General features: G+C 64.0%; 13 protein-coding genes and 1 pseudogene. 9 read left to right on the top strand and 5 right to left on the bottom strand.

Annotated elements, in window-relative coordinates; genetic code table 11:
* The first annotated feature begins 276 nt into the window (after positions 1 to 276).
* The 8 genes from E1956_RS14920 (at position 277) to E1956_RS47710 (ending at position 14,927) form a co-directional block, all read left to right on the top strand.
* Positions 277 to 1,485 carry a capsule biosynthesis protein gene (locus E1956_RS14920; protein ID WP_134750040.1) on the top strand — a complete coding sequence of 403 codons (1,209 nt, stop codon included), beginning with the start codon at positions 277 to 279 and terminating at the stop codon, positions 1,483 to 1,485.
* Positions 1,478 to 2,269 (top strand): SDR family NAD(P)-dependent oxidoreductase, encoded by a 792-nt coding sequence (locus tag E1956_RS14915; protein ID WP_134750668.1) that lies wholly within the window; start codon positions 1,478 to 1,480, stop codon positions 2,267 to 2,269. The genes E1956_RS14920 and E1956_RS14915 overlap by 8 nt, the downstream gene beginning before the upstream one ends.
* Positions 2,266 to 3,804: an LTA synthase family protein gene (locus E1956_RS14910; RefSeq protein ID WP_134750038.1), complete on the top strand. Its 1,539-nt coding sequence runs from the start codon at positions 2,266 to 2,268 to the stop codon at positions 3,802 to 3,804. The genes E1956_RS14915 and E1956_RS14910 overlap by 4 nt, the downstream gene beginning before the upstream one ends.
* Complete coding sequence (locus E1956_RS14905; RefSeq protein ID WP_134750037.1) at positions 3,801 to 11,456, top strand: type I polyketide synthase; 7,656 nt, start codon at positions 3,801 to 3,803, stop codon at positions 11,454 to 11,456. Before E1956_RS14910 ends, E1956_RS14905 begins: the two co-directional genes overlap by 4 nt.
* Positions 11,453 to 12,385 (top strand): UDP-3-O-acyl N-acetylglycosamine deacetylase, encoded by a 933-nt coding sequence (locus tag E1956_RS14900; RefSeq protein WP_134750035.1) that lies wholly within the window; start codon positions 11,453 to 11,455, stop codon positions 12,383 to 12,385. Before E1956_RS14905 ends, E1956_RS14900 begins: the two co-directional genes overlap by 4 nt.
* A gap of 36 nt (positions 12,386 to 12,421) precedes the next feature.
* Positions 12,422 to 13,771 (top strand): aminotransferase class I/II-fold pyridoxal phosphate-dependent enzyme, encoded by a 1,350-nt coding sequence (locus tag E1956_RS14895; RefSeq protein ID WP_134750033.1) that lies wholly within the window; start codon positions 12,422 to 12,424, stop codon positions 13,769 to 13,771.
* Between the two features lie 8 nt (positions 13,772 to 13,779).
* Complete coding sequence (locus E1956_RS14890) at positions 13,780 to 14,487, top strand: GNAT family N-acetyltransferase (RefSeq protein WP_134750031.1); 708 nt, start codon at positions 13,780 to 13,782, stop codon at positions 14,485 to 14,487.
* A gap of 221 nt (positions 14,488 to 14,708) precedes the next feature.
* Positions 14,709 to 14,927 carry a group II intron maturase-specific domain-containing protein gene (locus tag E1956_RS47710; RefSeq protein ID WP_134750666.1) on the top strand — a complete coding sequence of 73 codons (219 nt, stop codon included), beginning with the start codon at positions 14,709 to 14,711 and terminating at the stop codon, positions 14,925 to 14,927.
* A 189-nt stretch (positions 14,928 to 15,116) separates the two neighbouring features.
* Here the strand turns inward: E1956_RS47710 and E1956_RS14880 are convergent, their stop codons facing one another.
* From E1956_RS14880 to E1956_RS14870, 3 genes and pseudogenes are all read right to left on the bottom strand, one after another.
* Positions 15,117 to 15,356, bottom strand: coding sequence for a DUF2513 domain-containing protein (locus E1956_RS14880; protein WP_134750029.1), 240 nt, complete (start codon positions 15,354 to 15,356; stop codon positions 15,117 to 15,119).
* A 50-nt stretch (positions 15,357 to 15,406) separates the two neighbouring features.
* On the bottom strand, positions 15,407 to 15,697 hold the full coding sequence (locus E1956_RS14875) for a hypothetical protein (RefSeq protein ID WP_134750027.1): 291 nt from the start codon (positions 15,695 to 15,697) through the stop codon (positions 15,407 to 15,409).
* A gap of 196 nt (positions 15,698 to 15,893) precedes the next feature.
* Positions 15,894 to 16,623: pseudogene (locus E1956_RS14870) on the bottom strand (IS110 family RNA-guided transposase); the annotation flags it as partial.
* A gap of 676 nt (positions 16,624 to 17,299) precedes the next feature.
* On the opposite strand from E1956_RS14870, the gene E1956_RS14865 reads away from it, so the two are divergent.
* Positions 17,300 to 18,442 carry a hypothetical protein gene (locus E1956_RS14865; RefSeq protein WP_134750025.1) on the top strand — a complete coding sequence of 381 codons (1,143 nt, stop codon included), beginning with the start codon at positions 17,300 to 17,302 and terminating at the stop codon, positions 18,440 to 18,442.
* A gap of 82 nt (positions 18,443 to 18,524) precedes the next feature.
* On the opposite strand, the gene E1956_RS14860 is transcribed toward E1956_RS14865, so the two are convergent.
* On the bottom strand, positions 18,525 to 19,364 hold the full coding sequence (locus E1956_RS14860) for a glycosyltransferase (RefSeq protein WP_134750023.1): 840 nt from the start codon (positions 19,362 to 19,364) through the stop codon (positions 18,525 to 18,527).
* Positions 19,361 to 20,623 carry an oligosaccharide flippase family protein gene (locus E1956_RS14855; RefSeq protein WP_134750021.1) on the bottom strand — a complete coding sequence of 421 codons (1,263 nt, stop codon included), beginning with the start codon at positions 20,621 to 20,623 and terminating at the stop codon, positions 19,361 to 19,363. The genes E1956_RS14860 and E1956_RS14855 overlap by 4 nt, the downstream gene beginning before the upstream one ends.
* Positions 20,624 to 20,867: the final 244 nt, after the last annotated feature.

Here is a 20,867-nt window from a genome sequence, read left to right as displayed (position 1 = left end):
GTGCATGTATTGTCTCATCGGTATGACAATACTTCGATAAGGGCGGGGATTGTAACTGGCTTGCATGAACTACGCCAGAGCATCGTGATTGAATGAGCGCCCTTCCAAAAAAGGCTCCGGTGCTATATTGATTTACCGTTGAATGGGGTATTATCGATTTTTCGACACAGCTACGCAATTTCAAATAGCGTCACGGGGCTCACCACGCCAAAGGCACCGCGGGGGTAGGCGTGCGTTCCGGTGAGGCCCCGATTTGCCGCCAAGTAGAACAAACTAATGCCTCGCTCATTCCTTGTTTTGCAGGGCACGGCCTCGCCCTTTTTCAGCCGGCTTGCCAGCTTGCTACGGCAGCGCAGACACACAGTACGCAGGATTAACTTCTGCGGTGGGGACCTCATCTACGGTGGTGCCGATAAAGCCTGGAATTATCGGGGTCCAATTGCGGAACTGCCACTCTGGTACCAAGATCTTGCCAACACCGGCGATTTCACGGACGTCATAATGTTTGGGGACTGCCGCGAGATTCATCGCCACATGCACCCGGTGTCGCAGCGATTCGGCTTACAGGTCCATGTTTTCGAAGAGGGGTATGTCCGTCCACATTGGTTGACATTGGAAAAATACGGCGTCAACGGTCGTTCACGACTCCCGCGTGATCCGGCATGGTATCGCGATAAGCGTACCGTCACGCCCTGCAGCCCGGCCGGTAAGGCTACCGGCTACAACCTTTTTGAGCGCACGTACCACGACATCCGTTATCGGATGGCGAATGCGCTCTTTGCAATGCATTTCCCGCACTACCGGAGCCACCGTCCGAGGAATGGCTTCTTTGAGTATTTGGGCTTGGCCACTAGGGTATTGCGTGAGCGTCACCATCATCGAGGTGCCGAGCGAGTCACTCGTGAGGTGCTGGAGTCCGGATGCCCTTATTACCTCTTCCCGCTCCAACTGAATTCGGACTCGCAAATCGTCGTCCATTCGCCGTTCGACGGCGTTCGCGACGCGATCGAGAAAGTCTTGCTGTCGTTCGCGCGCAACGCGCCTTCCGACGCTCGGTTGGTGATCAAGAACCATCCGCTTGACACGGGTCTGATCGATTACCGACGCTTTGCGCAGCGAATTGCCGGGCCAATCGGTCTCGGAGAGCGATTGCGTTTCATCGATGCGGGCCATTTGCCCACTTTGCTTGATCAAGCACGGGGTGTAGTCGTTGTTAACAGCACGGTAGGTCTGTCAGCATTGCACCATCGCCGCCCCCTCATGACCCTCGGCACCGCCATCTACAACATGCCGGGCATGACGTGGCAAGGATCGCTTGACGACTTCTGGCGCCACGCCGAACCTCCGGACATGCATCTATATCAGTGCTTCCTCGACTACATCATCCACCATACTCAGATCAACGGCGACTTTTACACGAAGAGCGGTATAGAGATGGCAGTTGCAGGTGCGGCGCAGCGACTCGAGGCGGCGGAACATGCGTAATGCATTCCCCCGACATATCGTCATCACAGGCGCAAGCGCTGGTATAGGCCGCGCACTTGCGCTAGTCTACGCCCGATCTGGCGCGATCCTCGGCCTAATCGGTCGTGACACTACCGCCCTCGAATCCAGTGCCAGCGACTGCCGCGCTCTAGGCGCCAAAGTTGTCACCGCAACCATCGACGTTCGCGACGCCGCCGCCATGCAGCATTGGCTAGACGAATTCGACACGGCGTATCCCATCGACCTTCTGATCGCCAACGCCGGCGTGGCCAGCACGCTAGCCAGTGCGGCCGACTGGGAAGGGCTCGAGCGCACGGCACGGGTCGTCGACACCAATTTCTACGGCACAATGCATGCCGTTCTGCCAGTTGTCGACCAAATGCGCAAACGGCGCCGCGGCCGCATCGCCATGGTGGCGTCCATTGCCGCCTTGCGAGGCATGGCGATTTCCCCGGCGTATTGCGCGAGTAAAGCGGCCGTCAAGGCGTATGCCGATTCGGTCCGCCCGATCCTGCGGCGCGATGGCGTCGGCATGACGGTGATTTTGCCGGGTTTCGTCAAGACGGCGATGAGCGATGTTTTCCCGGGTGACAAGCTTTTCATGTGGAGCGCCGATCAGGCCGCAGCCCACATCCGCCGCAAGATCGACGCCGGCCGCGCCGAAATTGCGTTTCCAGGCTTGCTCGCGTTCGGCATGCGCCTGTTGACGCTCCTGCCGCCGACTGTCGCAGACGCGATTCTGAACCGGCTCTCGTATCAGCCGCGCGGGAAAGACGCAAATTGAGCGGCACGCTCTGGCTCATGTTCGCGATTGCGGTCGGTGCGTCCTTCGCGCCCGACCGGTTGGCCGCTCCTCGCGGCCCAGTGCGGCGAGTGGCCAGCGCGTGGGCGCTGCACGCGTTGGCGGTGATCTGCGTCGCGTCACTGTTCCTGCTCGTCACTGCGCGCCCAGCGTTCTCGGCGTGCGGTACGATTGCGCTCGTCGCGCTCGTTGCATTGGTCAGCAACGCAAAGTACGAATCTCTACGTGAGCCGTTCGTATTCACCGACCTCAGCCTTTTCAGCCAGTTGTTCTCCCACCCGCGCCTATATCTCCCGTTTCTGAGCACGGCCAAGGTCGTCGCGATCGGCATTGGCGTGCTGGCGGTGGCCGGCGGCTATCTCGCGGAGCCGCCGCTGACGCCGCGTCCGGGGCTTGCAGCACTGCTCATCACCATCGCGACCTTTCTGGCGTCGTGCGCGCTGGCGCGAAGGCTGCCACTGACGCTCGCTCCTTCCGCCGATGTCGAGCATCATGGCTTTTTTGCGGTCTTTGTCGCTTATCTGCTGAACGGCCTGCGTCCCGCAACTTTCGACGCGCTCCAAAATGCGGGCGCAACGAGTCCGTTTGCAACGGGCGGCATTCCCGGGCAGTGCCCGGATGTCATCGTGATCCAGAGCGAATCTTTTTTCGATGCAAGATGCATTTCATCGGCAATCGATTCAGCGCTATTCACGCACTTCGATTGTGCTTGCAATGAATCTGTGCAGCATGGCGCGCTTTCCGTGCCCGCCTGGGGCGCCAATACAATGCGTACGGAATTCTCATTGTTGACCGGATTAGCGTCACAAAGGCTCGGTTATGCGCGCTTTTATCCGTACGCATTCGTCCGGCGGGCTTGCGCGTCGATCGCGAGCTGGTTTCGGCGCAGCGGTTATGAAACGCTCGCCATTCATCCCTATTATGCGGATTTTTTTGGCCGCGAACGCGCATTACCACTAATGGGCTTCGACAAGTTTCTCGATGTCCGATATTTCGCCGATGCGTTGCGTGCAGGCCCATATGTTTCCGATGCGGCGGTTGCTGACGTTATTATCTCGATATTGGACGCTGGCACGGCGAAGCCGCAGTTCATCTTCGCGATGACGATGGAAAACCACGGCCCGCTGCATCTGGAGCGTGTCGAAGCAGGCGAGGCCGCGAACTACCACTCGTTCGGCGACGACCCGGCGTGGCGCGATCTCACCGCGTATTTGCGCCATGTAGCAAACGCCGACGCCATGATCGGCCGCCTGCTAGCGTATCTGCGCACCCGCCGCCGCGACACCGTGCTCTGCTTCTATGGCGACCACGTGCCCGCGCTGCCTCATATATTCGATCGGCTTGGCAAAGTACCAAGCCAAAGCAACTACTTCATCTGGCGGAATTTCGGAGATCATTCCGCCGCGAAGCAGGACTTGCCCGTCGAGAATCTCGGCGCCGCTGTGCTCCAGGCCATGGGGCCCGCAAAAGCGTGCGACGTGTCGACCGGCATGTCAGAGAGAACAGAAAAGATATGAACAGCAAGATCGCAATCGTCGGCATGTCGTGCCGGTTTCCTGGGGGCGTGCAGGGGCCGGAGGAGTTCTGGAGTTTGCTGGAAGGCGAAAAAGACGCCATCACACAAATTCCCGCAGACCGTTTCGGCACGGAGTTCTATCAGCATCCGTCAAAGCGTGAGCCCGGCAAGAGCTACACGTTCGCCGCGGGCGTGCTCGACGACGTCTCGGGCTTCGATGCCGCGTTCTTCGGCATCTCGCCGCGCGAGGCGACGCAGATGGACCCGCAGCAGCGCCTATTGCTCGAACTGAGCTGGGAGGCGTTCGAGGACGCCGGTGTGCGGCCGGGCGAAATGCGAGGCCGCGCGTGCGCGGTGTTTGTCGGCGTGGCGAGCTCCGATTACGGCAATCGCAGCATGGACGACCTGAGCTCGTTGGACCCGTATTCGGCCACGGGCAACACGCTAAGCATCGCGTCCAACCGCATTTCCTATCTTTTCGATCTTCGCGGCCCGAGCATGTCGATCGACACGGCCTGCTCGTCCTCGCTCGTCGCGCTGCATCAGGCGGTCAAGGCGCTGCAGAACGGCGAGGCCGAAATGGCGCTCGCGGGCGGCGTGAACCTGCTGCTGCATCCGTACGGTTTCGTGGGCTTTTCGAAGGCGTCGATGCTCTCACCGCGCGGCCGCTGCCGCGCCTTCGACGCAACCGGCGACGGCTACGTGCGCTCGGAGGGCGGCGCGATCGTCGTACTGAAGACGCTTGAGCGCGCGCTCGCCGACGGCGACGCGATCCACGCCGTCATTGCCGGCTCGGGCGTCAACTCTGACGGCTATTCACAGGGCGGCATCAGCGTGCCGGGTGCGCAGACGCAGGCCGCGCTACTACGCGAAGTCTATGGTCGAGCGGGCGTCGATCCGCATACGGTCGACTATCTGGAGGCGCACGGCACGGGCACGGCCGTCGGTGATCCGATCGAGGCGCGCGCACTGATCGAGGTCGCGGGCGCGGGACGTCCTGCCGAGCGTCCGCTGCTCGTCGGCTCGGTGAAGACCAACATTGGCCATCTGGAAACCGCATCGGGTATGGCAGGGCTCATCAAGGCCGTGTTGTGCCTGAGGCATCGCGCCGTGCCGCGTTCGCTGCACTTCGAAGTCCCCAATCCGAATATCGATTTCGAGGGCGGCCGTCTGCGCGTAGCCGACCGTTACACGCCGCTCGACGCGCAGGGCCGGCCGCTCGTGGTCGGCGTCAATTCGTTTGGTTTTGGCGGCACCAATGCGCACGTCGTGCTGACCGAGGCGCCTGCCGCTCCAGTCACACCGGCCACGCAGTCAGACGCGCCGCAAGCGCACACGGATGATGAGCCGTTCGCGCCGCTCGTGCTCACCGCGCGTTCGCCGAAGGCGATCTCCGCGCTGGCAACGCGTTATCTGCAGCGTCTGGACGCGGGCGTGCCCTGGCGCACGCTCGCGGCGGCCGCTGCGCACCGCCGTCAATGGCTCGAAACGCGAGTCGTCGTTGCACCCGCAACCATGGAGGAAGCGCGCGCAGCGCTGGCCGCGCTCGCGGCGCGCACGGACGAAGTGCTGTCTGGCGCCGTGGTCGAGGCACAGGCGGTGCAAGACGACGCTCCCGTCACCTTGCTGTTCTCGGGGAACGGTTCGCAATGGCCGCTGATGGGCAAGCAACTGCTCGCTGAAGATGGCGTGTTCCGTACCGCCGTCGCCGAAGTGGATGCGCTGTGGTGCGTCGGCGGCAGCGAATCGCTGCTGGCATTGCTCGAAGCGGGCGCCGACACCGTGGTGCTTTCGGCAACCGAATACGGCCAGCCGCTTCTTTTCGCGCTCCAGGTGGGCATAGTGCGCGTGATGCAAGCGCGCGGGTTCGAGTGGGAGGCTTGCGCCGGGCACAGCGTGGGCGAGGTCGCGGCGGCGTGGGCAGTGGGCGCGCTGACACTCGAAGACGCTGTGCACGTCGTCAAGGTGCGCAGCCGTGCTCAGGCGCTCACGCGCGGCGCCGGTCGCATGGCCGCCGCGGGCATCGGCGAGCCGAGGGCGCGTGAATTGATCGATCAGCTTGGCCTTGCCGCCGACGTCGAACTCGCTGGCATGAACAGCCCGCAATCGGTCACGCTTGCTGGCTCGCTTGCAGGGCTCGAGGCGATACAGGCGGCGCTTCAGCCGGAAAAGGCCTTCTTCCAGCTCCTCGATCTCGACTACGCGTTCCACAGCCGTCACATGGATGGCATCGAAGCGATGGTGCGCGAGGGGCTGGCGGATCTTCGTCCCGTCGACGGCACGCACCGCTTCGTCTCCACGGTGACGGGCGCGCCGCTCGAAGGCTCGGCGCTCGACGCCGCGTACTGGTGGCGCAACATCCGCGAGCCGGTGCGTTTCGGCGACGCTGTCGCGCAACTCGCACAGGCGGGCGCGCGCCTTTTTGTCGAAGTCGGTCCGCATTCGATCCTGCGCACGTACGTGAAGCAGTCGCTCGATGCGCTCAAGATCGCGGGCGCCACGCTCGCGACGCTCAAGCGTCAGCACGACAGTGCGTCTACGCTGCAGCGTGCGCTGCTTTCAGCGCTAGCACACGGTGCGCGTGTCGATCTCGCGCGCCTTGTGCCGCCAGCTGACGCCGCCGCAGTCAATGCCGCCGCGTTGCCGCGCTACCCATGGCAGCACGAGCGTTACTGGCTGATGCCCACCGTCGAGGGTTACGGCCTCGTGAACCGTCGCCGCGAGCATCCGCTACTTGGCTACCGGTTGCACGAGCATGCGTTCGCGTGGGAAAACCAGATCGATCCGGCGCGCCTGCCGTATCTCGCCGATCACGTGGTCGACGGCGGCGTGACGTTCCCGGCCGCCGGCTTCGTAGAGATGGCGCTGGCCGCCGCGCGCGTGTTTTTCTCGACTGACTCTTGTGCGCTCGAAAACATCGAGATTCGCCAGCCGGTGGTCTTCCAGTCTCAGCAGGCGAAACGATTCCGCCTGAGCATCGATGCGCGCACCGCGGCGTTCACGATCGAAACGTGCGAGCGCATGAGTGGCGACGCGTGGTCGACGAACGTCGTGGGCCGCCTGCTCGCGAGCGGCAATACGCTCGATGCCGCAAGCGCCATCGACACGCACATGCTGCAAACGCTTTCGGCGCAGCCCGCCATCGATGCGCAGACGCTCTACGCCGCGACTGAATCGATCGGGTTGGCCTACGGTCCAGCGTTTCGCCGCGTCCTTTCGGTGCGTGCGGCGGGTGACGCGGTGCTGGCCGATCTCGCGGCGCCGCAGGCCGCCGACGATGCCGCGGCCTACCGTCTGCATCCGGCCTTGCTCGATAGCGGCTTCCATCCGCTTTTCGCTCTGACGCGCGCCCACGGCGGCGATCGCGCGGCCTGGCTGCCAGTGCAGTTTGGCCGCATCGACTTTCTGCGCGGCGACACGATCCGCCAGGTGCTGGCTGTGGTCGAGCGGCGCAGTCCGCATTCGGTCGTCGTCTCGTTCCATTTCCTCGACGTCGCTGCACACGTGGTCGCGCGACTCGCGCACTGCCGTTTTCGCCGCGTCGATCTGCACGCGCGCCGCCATGCCGCGCCGTCGCACTATGCCTGGCGCCTCGAAGCCCGGCCGCTCGCCGGCGGCTTCGATGCTTCTGCGCTGCCCGCATCGGCCGCGTTGCTCGGCGAGGCGCAAAGCGCGCTCGCCATGCGCGACGCGCAAGGGCGTCGCGAGATGCATCTGACCGAAGTGCTGCCGCTCATCGATGTGCTGGCGAGCGGCTATGCGCTGCGCGCGCTCGATGCGATCGGCGCATTCAATGCCCCGGCGCTGCCTGCGAGTCCGCTGCCCGCGCTTACGGCGCGCCTTGCGGCGATGCTCGTCGAGGACGGCCTCGCGCGTTGGGAGGGCGATCGCCTCGTGCGCGACACCGAAGCCTGTGAGGCCCTGCCGCCCGTCGACGATCTTTGGCGCAGCCTGCTCGAACAGTCTCCCGCACACGTCGCCGAGTTGACGCTGCTCGCGCACTGCGGCGCAGCGCTGCCGGCACTCCTCGCGGGGGAGATGAAGCCGGAGCAATTGATGTCGCCGACGAGCAACAGTCTCGTCGAGCACTTCTTCGAGGCGTCGCCGACGTGGTCGCACGTCCGTGCGCTGATCAGCGCGTTCACGGCGCGCGTGGTGGCGGCATGGCAAGCGCCGCGCCGCCTGCGCGTGCTCGAGATCGTCCGCGTGGACGTGGATGTGCCGCGTCCGCTCGAAGTAGCGTTGCCGGTCGGGCGCTGCGACTACGCGATTGCGTGCACCGCCTCGCAGCAGGCCGCGCTGGCGGCCGAAGGCGGACATGCCGCGCGGTTCGTGACGCTCGGCACGGGTGAGCGCCTGACGCTCAAAGCCGATGACGACGCGCCCTACGACGTCGTGATCACGAATCAGCTGCTGGCCGGCCAGCGCGACCCGCTCGCGGCACTGAGCGCGCTGCGCGGCTGGCTCGCGCCGGGCGCGTTCGTCGTGTTTGCGGAACCGCGCCGCGGCCGTTTCGCCGATCTCGTGTTCGGTCCGTCTCGCGTTTCAACGCCGGCGCCGCTTGGCGCGGCGCAGATCGTGAGTCTGTTCGACGCGGCGGGTTTCACCGATGTCGTGTCGTACGTGGAGCAGGGCATGGAGATGGAGGGCACGCCCGCGCTAGTCGTCGCCCGTGCTCCTTCGCGCGCAACGGCAAACGAAGCGCGGCTTGCGTTGCCGAACGCATCGGGCGCGCAGGAGACGCCCAACGCACCGTGGTTGCTCATCCACGCGGGCGATGCAGCCGATACACGCGTCGATAGCCTCGCTTTCGCGCTGCGTGCGCGCGGCGGTGACGTTGAGATCATTGCGCAGTCCGCGGTGGCACAGACGCTGCACGCCGCGAGTGCTGCGCGCGGCGGTGCGCCGCTGCATCTCGTGTTCGTCGCGCCCGATGTGGTCTTGTCCGCCGATGCGGACGGCGCTGCCGTCATGCACACGCAACGCGCGACGTCGATTGCGCTCGCGCGTCTCGTGCGCGAGCTGACCGCGGCTGGCTTGCCGGTGCAGTTGAGCGTGGTGACTCAGGACGGCGCGCCTTTCGCGTCCAGCACGAGCCGCACGTCAGACGCCACGCCGCGCCGCCCCGAGCAGGCGACGCTCTGGGGCTTGGGCCGCGTGTTGGCCAATGAGCATCCCGAACTCGGTTGCCGTTTGATTGACGTTTCGTCGGCGTGCGAAGACCCGTTCGTCGCGCTCGCGGACGAATTGCTCTCGGCAGATGCCGAAGAGGAAGTGCTGCTTACCGCCCGCGGCCGCTTCGTGCCGCGCATGCTCAATGCCGCCGAGGCGCAACGGCGTGACGCACCATCCGGCTCCTGTGGCGAACAACCCGCCATGCTGGCCTTCGACACCCCCGGTTCGCTGCGCAATCTCGAATGGTTCGCGTTGCCCGAGCGCGCGCTCGAAGCCGACGAGGTCGAAATCGAGCCCGTCGCGACAGGCCTGAATTTCCGCGATGTCATGTATGCGATGGGCCTGCTCTCCGACGAGGCCGTGGAAACCGGCTTCGCGGGCGCGACGGTGGGCATGGAGCTGTCCGGGCGCGTGACGCGCGTCGGCGCCGACGTGACGTCGTTCAGCGCTGGCGACGCCGTGCTCGGTTTCGCACCGGCGTCGTTCGCCACGCGCGTCGTCACGCGCGCGGGTGCGATCACGCATAAGCTGGCCTCGATGAGCTTCGAAGAGGCGGCGACTATTCCGACCACGTTCTTTACCGCGTGGTACGCGCTCGTCGAGCTCGCTCGATTGCGCCGTGGCGAGCGCGTACTCGTGCATGGCGCGGCGGGCGGCGTGGGCATCGCCGCAATCCAGCTCGCGCGCCATCTGGGCGCCGAAGTCTTCGCCACCGCGGGCAGCCGCGAGAAACGCGAGTTCGTTCGCCTGCTGGGCGCGGATCGCGTGTTCGACTCGCGCAGTCTTGCGTTTGCCGACCAGGTTCGCGAAGCCACGGGCGGCGCGGGCGTCGACGTCGTGCTCAACTCGCTCGCGGGCGAGGCGATGGTGCGCAGCATCGACACGCTGCGTCCGTTCGGGCGTTTCCTCGAACTGGGTAAGCGCGACTTCTACGAGAACAGCCACATCGGTCTGCGGCCGTTCCGCAACAACATCAGCTACTTCGGCATCGATGCCGATCAGCTCATGGGCGTGCTGCCCGAGCTGACGACGCGCCTGTTCGGCGAAGTCATGCAGTGTTTTGGCGATGGCGTGCTGCATCCGCTGCCGTATCGCGTGTTCCCGGCTGCGCATGTCGAAGAGGCGTTCCGTTACATGCAGCAGGCGCGCCAGATCGGCAAGGTGCTCGTCGGCTATCCGGCGGGTACGCCTGCGCCAACGCGCGGCGCAACCCACGCCGATGCGCTGCGCCTCGATGCGAACGGCGCTTATTTGGTGATCGGCGGCACGGGCGGCCTCGGCTTCGCAAGCGCGCGCTGGATGGTCGAGCGGGGTGCGCGTCACCTGACGCTGGCGAGTCGCGGCGGCGCGCTCAATCATGAGGCGCGCGAGGAGATCGCGCGCTGGCGCGAAGCGCACGGCGTGCAGGTTCATCTGGCCGCGTGCGATGTGACTGACGCGGCGGCGGTTGCTTCGCTGGTCGCTCAGATCGCTGCGCGCGGCACGCCACTCAAGGGCGTGCTGCACTCGGCGATGCACATCGACGACAGCCTCGTGCGCAATCTAGACGATGCGCGCTTCGAAGCCGTGCTTGCACCGAAGCTGGCGGGCGCGTGGAATCTGCATCGCGCGACGCAGGGCTGCCTGCTCGACTTCTTCGTCGTGTATTCGTCGGCGACGACCGCGCTCGGCAATCCGGGCCAGTCGAACTACGTGGCCGCCAACACCTTCCTTGAAGCGCTCGTCGAGGCCAGGCGCGCCGCGGGTCTGCCCGGCACCTGCATGGGATGGGGGCCGCTCGCGGATGTGGGCTTCCTCGCACGCAATGAGAAGACGCGCGAGGCGCTGCAGTCGCGTATCGGCGGCGTGTCGATCACATCGGGCGAGGCGCTCGCTGCGCTCGAGCGCGCGCTGCTCACGGGTGGCGCGGGCGAGGCCGTTGTGCGGCTCGACTGGCAGGCGCTTTCGCGCGGCATGCCGGCAGCCCAGGCTCGCCGCTACGTCGCGTTGCACGCGCACGGCGATAACGAGCCCGCCCTCGAGCGCGGTGACCCGCTGCGCGAGCGTGTGTGCGCGTTGCCGCGTGACGAGGCGCTCGCGCTCGTCGAAGAGACGCTGCGCGCGCAGATCGCCCGCATCCTGCATCTCGCGCCGGAGCGTGTGGCGCTCGATACCTCGGTGCTCGACATGGGCATGGATTCGCTGATGGGCATGGAGCTCGGCATGGCGGTCGAGGAGGCCTTCGAGGTCAAGCTCTCCGTGATGGCGATCGCCGAGGGCGCGACGGTGCATTCGCTTGCCGTGCGCATTGTCGATTCGATTGCTTCGGCCGAGGAGGACGCAGTCGACAACCCGGCCGCGCCGATCACCGCTTCCGCGCAGCAAGCGCAAAGCACATCGGCTGCGCTTGCGCATCTCGCCAGCAAGCACGCGCTCGATGCCGAGGCGCAGACGCTGATTGCCCATCCTGGCGCGCCTTTAGCAGAGCTGACTCAATGAGGACACCGGCAGGTTGGGAGGGTACCGAGGGCACGCTCGCGCGCGAGCTCCTTATGGCCGGACACGGGCTGCACACCGGCCGCCGCGTTCAGGTGCGCATCCGGCCCGTGGCCGAAGCAGGGCATGGCATCGTGTTCCGGCGCTTGCACGCGGGCCGCCAGGTCACGACACTGCGGGCCGATCCCGCGCTGCGCGTGGCGCAGCCGCTTTGCACGATGCTGCGTGCGCGTGAAGGAGCGAGTGGGAGCACGAACGCGGGCGCCGGTGTGCGCACGGTCGAGCATCTGCTCGCCTCGCTGCTCGTGTGCGGCATTGATCACGCGTTGGTAGAGCTCGACGCAGAAGAAGTGCCGATTCTCGACGGCAGCGCCGCGCCCTGGATCGAAGCGATCCGCGCGTGCGGGCGCACGGCGCTCGCGCGCCCCAAGCGCTTTCTCCGCGTGAAAAAGGCCATCGTGGTCGCCGACGGGACGGGCGCGCAACGCCGCGAAATGCGCGTCGAACCGTGTGTGCGCTATGAAATCAGCGTGCGCAACGATCTCAAGGGTTTCGGCGACATGCTATGGCAGGGCGATCTCACGCCCGAAGTGTTCGCGCGGGAGATCGCGCCGTCGCGTTCGTATGGGCGTGTGAAATGGGCGCTGCCGGCCATCGTGGCCGGCTACGTGAAGCGCACGCCGATCCTGCGCGGCGCGCGCCTCTCCTGCACGGCGTCGATCGTCGGCAATCGCGTGATCGGCGGCCTGCGCATGCCGGACGAATTCGTGCGGCACCGCGTGCTCGATCTCGTAGGCGATCTCGCGCTTGCCGGCGCGCCGTTGCTCGGACGCGTGAGCGCGCTGCGACCGAGTCATGAAATGAATTACAGGCTGCTGTCCGCGCTGCTCGCCGACGCCGATGCGTGGGAGTGGGCAGAGTGTGCGGCGTAATGGTGTCCTAAATAACAACCGGGGTAAAGGCAGCAGATGGGAATGGGAGACCAGATCCGCAAGCAGCTCGCGGCGGCGGCGCTCAAACGTCAACTCGAGCGCGTCTCAGGCGAGGCGCAGGCGCAACTGGACGGCGCGGCGCCGCAAGTTGGCGCACGCACGGGCGCGCTTGCGGACGCGTCCTGGGACGCGCGTGCGCGTTTCGAGGCCATGCCGTTGTATCAGCAAGTCAAGCTCATGAAGCAGATGGGCGAGACGCTGCGCGTCGAGTCGCCGTTTTTTCGCGTACATGAAGGCATGGCCGGCGCGACCACGACCATCGGCGGCCGCGAGTACATCAACTTCGCGAATTACAACTATCTCGGCCTCGCCTCCGAACCTTCTGTCATGGCGGCCGCGCAGGACGCGATTGGCCACTACGGCACTTCCGTTTCCGCGAGCCGCATGGTGGCGGGCGAGCGTCCGGTACAGCGCGAGCTCGAACGCGCGCTTGCTGCGTTCTACGAGACCGACGACTGCGTAGCCTTCGTGAGCGGCCACGCCACCAACGTCACGGTGATTGGCGCGCTGTTCGGCCACGGCGACCTGATCGTGCATGACGCGCTTGCGCACAACAGCATCGTGCAGGGCGCGCAGCTGAGCGGCGCGAAACGGCTCTCGTTCGCGCACAACGACTGGCGCGAGCTCGACAGCCTGCTTGCGCGCGTGCGCCATGAATACCGCAACGTAGTGGTCGTGCTCGAAGGGCTGTACAGCATGGATGGCGACTATCCGGAACTCGAACGCTTCGTCGAGATCCGTCGCCGCCACGGCGTGTTCCTGATGGTGGACGAGGCACACTCGCTCGGCGTGCTGGGCGAGAGCGGGCGAGGCATTCGTGAGCACTGCGGTGTGCCGTCTGATGAAGTCGACCTGTGGATGGGCACGATGAGCAAGACGCTCGCCGGCTGCGGTGGCTTCATCGCGGGCTGCCAGCCGCTAATCGACATGCTGCGCCATCTCGCCCCTGGCTTTCTGTACAGCGTGGGACTTGCACCCGCGCTTGCAGCAGCCTCGCTTGCCGCGCTCGAACATCTGCGCGCGGAGCCCGAGCGCGTGCAGGCGCTCAAGGCGGGCGGACATCAGTTTCTGCGCGAGGCGCGCGCCGCAGGGTTCGATACCGGGACCAGTGCGGGTTATGCCGTCGTGCCGGTCATCACGCGCAGCTCGCTCAAGGCTGCACAGTGGGCCAATGCGCTCTTCGATGAAGGCATCAATGTTCAGCCAATCTTCTATCCGGCGGTGGAAGAGCGCGCAGCGCGGCTGCGCTTTTTCATCTGCTCGACTCATTTGCCGGAGCAAATCACACATACTATTGCGGCACTCGCACGCATCGCAAACAGATAGGGGTGGCCATGTTCACTGAATTGCAGATGCCAGTGCGTACGCCAGCGCACGCGTGTGCGCTCTCGTTTCGTCCCGCTCGTGCGAGTGACGCAGCCGCCTGCGCGCCGCTCGTTTTCGCGTCGGGTGAGCACGAATTCGAATTCTTCCTTGGTCTGCCGGCCGAGCAGTGCATCGCGTTTCTGAAGCATGCGTTCGCGCTTTCGGGCGGGCGTTTTTCCTGGCGACGGCATGAAGTCGCCGTCGACGCGCAGGGCGAGATAGTGGCCGTGCTCGCGGCGCATGATGGTCGCCGCATTCTCGCCGACGACCCGCATGTCGTCTGGACGTTGTTCCGTCGCTTCGGATTGCTGCGCACGGTGCCCATGTTGCTGAGGGGACTCGTGCTCGAAAGCGAGCTCCCAAAGCCGGGTCGCGCGCAGACGCTCCTCGCACACTGCGCAACGCATTCCGACGCGCGTGGAACAGGCGTGTTCACGGCGCTGTTCAAACACGCGCTGGATGCGCAACAGGCAAGCAGACGGGGCTTGGAGCCGGGCGAGCGCGAGATCGTGCTTGACGTACTCCTGAGCAACACGCGGGCCGCGACGCTCTATCGTCGTCTTGGCTTCGTCGCGTTACCGCGGCGCCGTCAGCGCTCGTCACGTCTTCCGGCGCAGCTTGAGTCGGTGCGCATGCGGTTCGCTACGCGAACCGATTCTAGCCGTGAGCTTGACTGACGCGGTCTGCGATGCGTCAGGTATCCGGAAAATTGCAACGCCTACAGAAGTAGAGAGCGAACTGCCTAGGTGATGGCAGAACTCAAAGTCTTCCTCACCTGCAGGCTCAAGCTGAAAGTCAACGAATTGGTGAGTGCGGTTGTGCAGCCACACACGCGAAAGTACCTGGATTTTATCTTCTTGAGTAGGGTAGAGGTCGAACGACCCATTGCGCCCAAGGCATCGGCGAGTTGAAGCGGTATCTCACCGTTTGGTGTGGCTACTTTGGTTTCTGCGAAGCACCCAGTGTGGTCTCGCGTTTCGATGCATGGATTCTTCACCGTCTCCTGTGCTTGTGCTGGCTTCAATGGAAGCGCGGCTGGACCCGCTTCGGGGCGTTCTTCGCGCGGTATCGCCTCGACCTTGCCGCGCAAGCTGTGGGCTGGGCGCATGAGGTGTGACAGCTGAGCATTGGACTGGCACTGAGCGTCACACTTTCGAACCGGTACTTCCGCTCCCTTGGCCTTTGCTCGATGGGCCGTTAGTCGATCAAGTGATCCGAACCGCCGGGTACGAACCGGGACGCATAGTGGCGAGGGACGGAGCGGGCCGCGAGGGCTGCCCCTATCCTTCTTGGTCAACTGAAACAATCAGGCGCGCTGGGCTTTCTCGACAGCGTCGTGGCCGTCCCAGGTTAAGCGCAAGCCATCGTGCTCTACAGCAACAAATCCCCTGTCATACATGATGGAGAGGTGATGAATTATGGCGTCTCGTTGCGTGTAGTTATCCTTCCCAAGCGTTTCGATAATGTCATAGCGGGGCATTGCGCCGTTGTTATGTTGTTCAAGCAGCTTCAGGATATCGAGTATCAGGTCGTTGTCGCGTTTCATTTGTTTTTCAGCTGTGGTCAGTCAGCGCCGGCCTATCCGGCGGTCATATTCTACTCGCAGCTATGAACCCAAACGCCCTTTTTAAGAAGATCGCTTCGTGGTTTAAGTCCGGGACGAAAGTTGTCGTGCAGGACGCGATCAACCTGGCCCAGAAGCCCAGCAATGAAGCGTTGCAGTTCGCACGACTGGCGCGCCGCAGGTCCTCCCCGGTCAAGCCGCAAGGGCACGAACGTGAGCACGCCACCGACAGCGCCCACTGCATAGGTCAATGCGAACCCGGCCTTCGACTCGGCAGTCTCTCCCAGATAGTCGGTGACGCCAATGCGCTTCCGGGTGGTCACCTCATCGCGCATAATCGCGCTTGGGGTAAATGCCTATCGGTCAAGCAAGCGAAATCAAGCATGCCTATAGTCTGCGCGCCGTTTAAACATATTCGCCGGCGCATTGTCCGGTAGTAACTGACCATCTGCGTGAACGCTAACTTGTCGGTCCTGGGCACTACGCTGCGCGTTCGCCCCTCATGGGCTACACTGCGCGCCACGCAGAGCGTGATCGTGCGACTTCTTTTGCATCACCTATCATTGCAACGGCTGCCGTCGAGGTCAGTAGTCCGACGCCGGGTATCTCGCTGATCGCCTTTACCGCGTGATCGTCTCTCTTTCACTCACGCATGCGTCGCTCTATCACAGTAATCTGCCTGTCCAATTCCGTGAGGCCATTCCATTGCTCACGCAGTGTGTCGTTCAGTGCCGCAGGTAGTTGTTCTGCTGCCCGAGCAAGTACCTCGGGGATCGCTTTGTCGAGCGCCGTCCTCCCTTTGCCATCACTTCGCCGTATTTCGCTAGCAGCCCTCGCAGACCGTTAGTCTGCATCGACCGGAACTTCGCCAGTTGTTCACGCATGTGGTGGCGCGCCAGCATCGCATTCCGCAGTTCTGCTTTTACCGCGACAGGCTTGCTGGGCTGCTGGACCGCTAACCAGATCGCCCGGGCATCGGCTGCATCCTTCTTGTTTCGAAAGTTGAACGCTTTCACGAACCCGGCGGGCATCAGCTTCACCGGCGGCCCATCCCCATGAACTGCCGGGCCCAGTGATGGGCACCGCCGCACGCCGCCATACCGATCAGGCACGGCGGACGGGTGACGAAATACTCGAGGAACTTCGACCGCCTGATCGGCTCATTGACAATTTCGCCGCTCTGTTCGTCTATGTGGTGTACTTGGAGCACGCTCTTCGCAATGTCAATCCCAACGGGCGTAAGCTTCATTTCGGCCTCTCCGGTTTGGTTCGGAAGACCTCTACGATCGCCCCCTTGCGGCACCTTGATGCCATCTCTCCGCGCTGGGCCACTTTTAATGCCGTTGTCATCTCTGTCGCCTCTTCCGTCCAAGGGGCGGGAGGCGCTCATTTCAATTCGTCAACTATCGGTTTAGCCATATCCGCTTCGCAAGCTTCACTGTCATAGCCTTTAGACTGCTGGAGCTGTAAAACACAGTAGTGGGATGCCAGGGGCGGTAAGCCTGGCTTGCCTTGTCGGCGTGAAGCATTGCGGGTTGGGACCGAGGCCCGGCGACACCTGCAGCCCGCGACTGCCGCGCGGGTTGTACGTATCCACTTAACGATAAACTGACCCCGCGAAGTTAGACAATTCAATTCTAGTGGGAGCCCAAGGCCTGCGTCCTGTACTTCAAGGGACGCAGGCCTTTTAGATTGAGCCTGATGCGTTCGCGACGCCAGGATATCACCTGCGCGGACGCTACATCTACGCCCATGGATGCACTGCGAAATGTGGCCTGCCGCATAGTCAACGACCGGCGCCCTGCCGAATATGCAGCTAGTTTGCAGTCGATTTCGTGAACTTGACGTCCACGAAAACTGGGGATTCCGATGCTGGCGAACCGCGGAGTCCATAGCGCACTCAGAAGACAGCCAGTGAGGTAGCCATGCTCAATCGACTGCTTTCCCACATTGCTAGCCGCCAGATATTGCTGGTGTTCGTCTATTTTCTGGTCGCGTCGGCGTCGTTCAATGGCTTCTTCCTGAAGTGGCATTTGCGAGACGGAATGCCCGAGGCGTCGCTGCCGAAAATGCTCGACGGCACTGCGGATCGCCCGTATGTGTATCGGCGCTTGCTGCCGTCCGTCGCGAACGGCATCGAGCACTTATTGCCGTCCAGCGTGAAGCAGCGTGCCGATGCGCTGCTGCTTGATGACAGGCCGGCACATCATCCGATCGCCCGGTACTACGCGGGTACACCCGATTCCCGCGATGCGCGCTATGCGTTGCGCTATTACATGGTCTACGCGATGTCGTTCGGGGCGTTGCTGGCTGCGCTACTCGTTCTGCGCGGTGTGTGCCTCGACCTGCGCTCCGAGCCCGTCAGCGCGACGCTGGCGCCGCTCGCGTTCGCGCTGATCCTGCCATTGCTGATGGCTGAGGGCGGCTATTACTACGATATGGCCGAGCTGCTGTTTATGGCGCTCGCGGTGCGATATGCGTTGAGGGCGCGCATCCTCGCGCTCGCCGTCTTGACCGCGCTCGCCGCGTACAACAAGGAATCGTTCCTCTTCTTCGTATTCACCTTGTATCCGTTTCTGCGCGTCAGACTTCCAGTCAGGCGGACGCTTGGCGTGCAGGGTGCTTTGCTTGGCATTGCTGTGGTTGTCAACCTGGTGGTCAAGGCGCAGTTCGCGCACAACGCGGGCGACGTCGTGGTTCAGAATTTTGGCGTGAACCTGCGGTACCTCTCAAACGCGTTGAACTACCTGCAATTCGAATACAACTACGGAGTCCTGACGACGAAGGGTTTCAACGTCGTCCACCTGTTCCTGATGGCCGTGCTCGTGCGCCTGGCGTGGCCACGCCTTCCTTTGAGGCTGAGACAGTCGTTTCTGATTGCCGCTGCGATCAATGTCCCACTGTTTCTCGCATTTGGCTGCTTCGACGAACTGCGCGGTCTTAGTTTCCTGTACGTCGGTTTCGTGATGATCCTGTGCGGGGCGATCCGCGCGTGCATTGAAGGCTCGCATCCAGTACACCAGGAAGCGGAAAACAATAACGCCGTGCCTGCGCCGACCACAAATTGAGCCTCTTACAGGGGCTAGTCATCTATAGAAAGGCCAAAGTCAGGGACACACAACAGCAGCCGCGTCGCGGGCCGGTCGGCTTCTATGTCCCCCGCGCAAACAACGCGCGCTTCACCCGCTGCAACGCGCCATACGGCGTCACGAAATGCAGCAGGCTCTTCCCGATCCCCGCCCAGTCGCGCCAGTTCAGCACGTTCAGATATCGCGCCTGCAAACGCAGCGTAGACGCAATCTGCCGCCGCCGCTTCGTCGCGCTGATGCCGCCTTCGTTGAGCTCGTAATAGAGCCCGAGCTCGGGCAGGTTCGCACAGTCATAACGCTCCATCAGCCGCAGGAACAGATCGAGATCCTCGGCGGCTGGGTACTGCACGCGATAGTTTCCCACCGCCAACACCGCGTCGATTCTCAGCATCACCGAAGGATGCACGAGCGGCGAGCGCAGCATGCGCGTGCGGCGCAGCGTGCGCGCATCGGCGGCGGGGCGCAGCATGAACAGCGGCGCACCCGCGCGATTCACCACCTGCGTCCACGTGCCGAGCGCGGCAAGCCTCGGCTCGGCCTCCATACGCGCACGCTGCTTCGCCAGGCGTTGCGGCGCGGCGAGATCGCCGGAATCGATACGCGCCGCATAGCGAAAGCCGCGTGCCGCGAGCGCCTCCACACCGGCCTCAAGCGCGCGCTCGATCCCGCCGTTCTGCGCTATGCGCAGCACCTCGATCTGCATGCCCGCCACGCTCGGCGCAACGATCGGCGGCGTGCTGCCATCGTCGACGACGAGCGCGTACACCGGCGCATCTTCCTCGAACGAGGCGAGCGTGCGCTCGACATCAGCCTGACCGTTGAAAGCGGGCATCAGCACGGCCACGTCGGCGAGTGCGCCGGTGCGAGCGTTGGGGAGCGCGGCAGCGGGGGAGTTCGTCATGAAGCCAACTTGAAGCGGATGTAATAGAAGTTCACGCAGGCCGCGGCGAGATAGCCGCCCGCGAGCCCGACGAGCGCGCCATAGGCGCCAAGTCGCGGGATCGCCACGAGGTTCACGGCGAACGCCACCGCGAGCGCGAGCAGCCATTTGGCGAGCAGAACGAACTTCGCCTGGTATTTGAGCACGACGAGGTTGCCGATCGCCTCGATCCCCGCAGGCAGCGAGAGCCACACGGCCCAGCGGAAGATGCCGATGGCCTCGGCATAGTCCGGCCCGAACACGTGGCCGATGATGAAGCCCGCGAGCGCGTCGAGCACGAGTGCGCCTGCAACCATCAGCGCGGCCGTCATCGCGAAGAGGCGCACGAGGTTGCGGCGCAGCTGCGCGGCCTGCTGCACGCGATAGACGAAGGCGGGCGCGATCGTCTGCGAGAGCATGAGCGCGAGCGTGATCCAGTTCTCGTTGAGCTGCTGCGCGGCCGAGTAGCGGCCGAGGTCGGCGAACGAGATCGTGCGCTCGAGCATGAGCCGGTCGAGCTTCAGGAACAGGTACATGCAGATGAGCCCGAGCCAGAACACGGTGCCCGCCGTTGCGAAATGCTTGAAGAGCGCGCGGTCCACGTGCCAGCCGAGCTTGCCGCCGTGCTGGCGCCGGAAATAGAGCACGAGCGCCGCGCCGATGGCCGCCGATTCGAGCGCCCAGAGCCAGCCGAAGCTGGCGGGCGCGAAGGCCGCGCGCGCGAGCAGGAATACGAGCAGCGCCTTGACCACAGCCGTGCTCATGCTCGCGAGCAACTGCGGCTTGCTGTACGTCATGCTCTGCAGCCAGGCGTTGATCACGCCGACGAACGGCTCGCGAAACAGCATCGTGACGGCGAGCCCGGCGAGCATCGCGCCCACGAGCGGATCGGTCGCGCCCATTGCAATCCCGCCCCAGGTGATCAGGAGCGCCGCCGCCGAAACGCCGATGCGCAGCGCAAAGGCGCTGCCGAGCACGGTGCCCAGCTCCTCGCGCGGTTTGTTCACAATTGTCGGCACGAGGATTTCGGCGCCGCAGACCCAGGTGATGGGGGCGAGCACGAGCAGCAGCGTGTTGGCGTATTGCCACTTGCCGAACACATCGGGCCCGAAATAGCGCGCGAGCACCCCGCTGATGACGATGGCCACGGCGATCTGCGTGACGCGCTCGAGGCCGAGCCACACGATGTTTGCGAACGCGCGCTTGACGTCGGGGTTCGCGTAGCGTTTGAGGCTCAGCATCGCGGGAGCGCCCCTTCTATGCAATGGGCATGCCGTGTGCTCAGGCATGGGGCCGGGTTGGACAGATCCGGCCTGGATTTTGTCGTCTGGAGGAAACGGCGAGGCATTAAAATAGGTACATAACCAACGGCTGACGCCGAAAAACGGCAATTATAGTTGTAACGATTCAGACTTTTCGTAACCACGGGCCCCGCCGACCCGCCGAATCATGTTACGAATACATCCCCGACTTTCCTTCGCACTG

Source organism: Paraburkholderia pallida (assembly GCF_004524855.1).
GTDB classification, from domain to species: Bacteria; Pseudomonadota; Gammaproteobacteria; order Burkholderiales; family Burkholderiaceae; genus Paraburkholderia; species Paraburkholderia oxyphila.
Note: the sequence above shows the minus strand (reverse complement) of the source record. Positions and strands in the feature narration are given on the sequence as shown.

Bases quoted from the DNA above. Each gene is read 5' to 3' on its own strand.
- E1956_RS14920 (WP_134750040.1), top strand. From the start codon at position 277: ATGCCTCGCTCATTCCTTGTTTTGCAGGGCACGGCCTCGCCCTTTTTC.
- E1956_RS14915 (WP_134750668.1), top strand. From the start codon at position 1,478: ATGCGTAATGCATTCCCCCGACATATCGTCATCACAGGCGCAAGCGCT.
- E1956_RS14905 (WP_134750037.1), top strand. From the start codon at position 3,801: ATGAACAGCAAGATCGCAATCGTCGGCATGTCGTGCCGGTTTCCTGGG.
- E1956_RS14900 (WP_134750035.1), top strand. From the start codon at position 11,453: ATGAGGACACCGGCAGGTTGGGAGGGTACCGAGGGCACGCTCGCGCGC.
- E1956_RS14895 (WP_134750033.1), top strand. From the start codon at position 12,422: ATGGGAATGGGAGACCAGATCCGCAAGCAGCTCGCGGCGGCGGCGCTC.
- E1956_RS14890 (WP_134750031.1), top strand. From the start codon at position 13,780: ATGTTCACTGAATTGCAGATGCCAGTGCGTACGCCAGCGCACGCGTGT.
- E1956_RS14880 (WP_134750029.1), bottom strand. From the start codon at position 15,356: ATGAAACGCGACAACGACCTGATACTCGATATCCTGAAGCTGCTTGAA.
- E1956_RS14865 (WP_134750025.1), top strand. From the start codon at position 17,300: ATGCTCAATCGACTGCTTTCCCACATTGCTAGCCGCCAGATATTGCTG.
- E1956_RS14860 (WP_134750023.1), bottom strand. From the start codon at position 19,364: ATGACGAACTCCCCCGCTGCCGCGCTCCCCAACGCTCGCACCGGCGCA.
- E1956_RS14855 (WP_134750021.1), bottom strand. From the start codon at position 20,623: ATGCTGAGCCTCAAACGCTACGCGAACCCCGACGTCAAGCGCGCGTTC.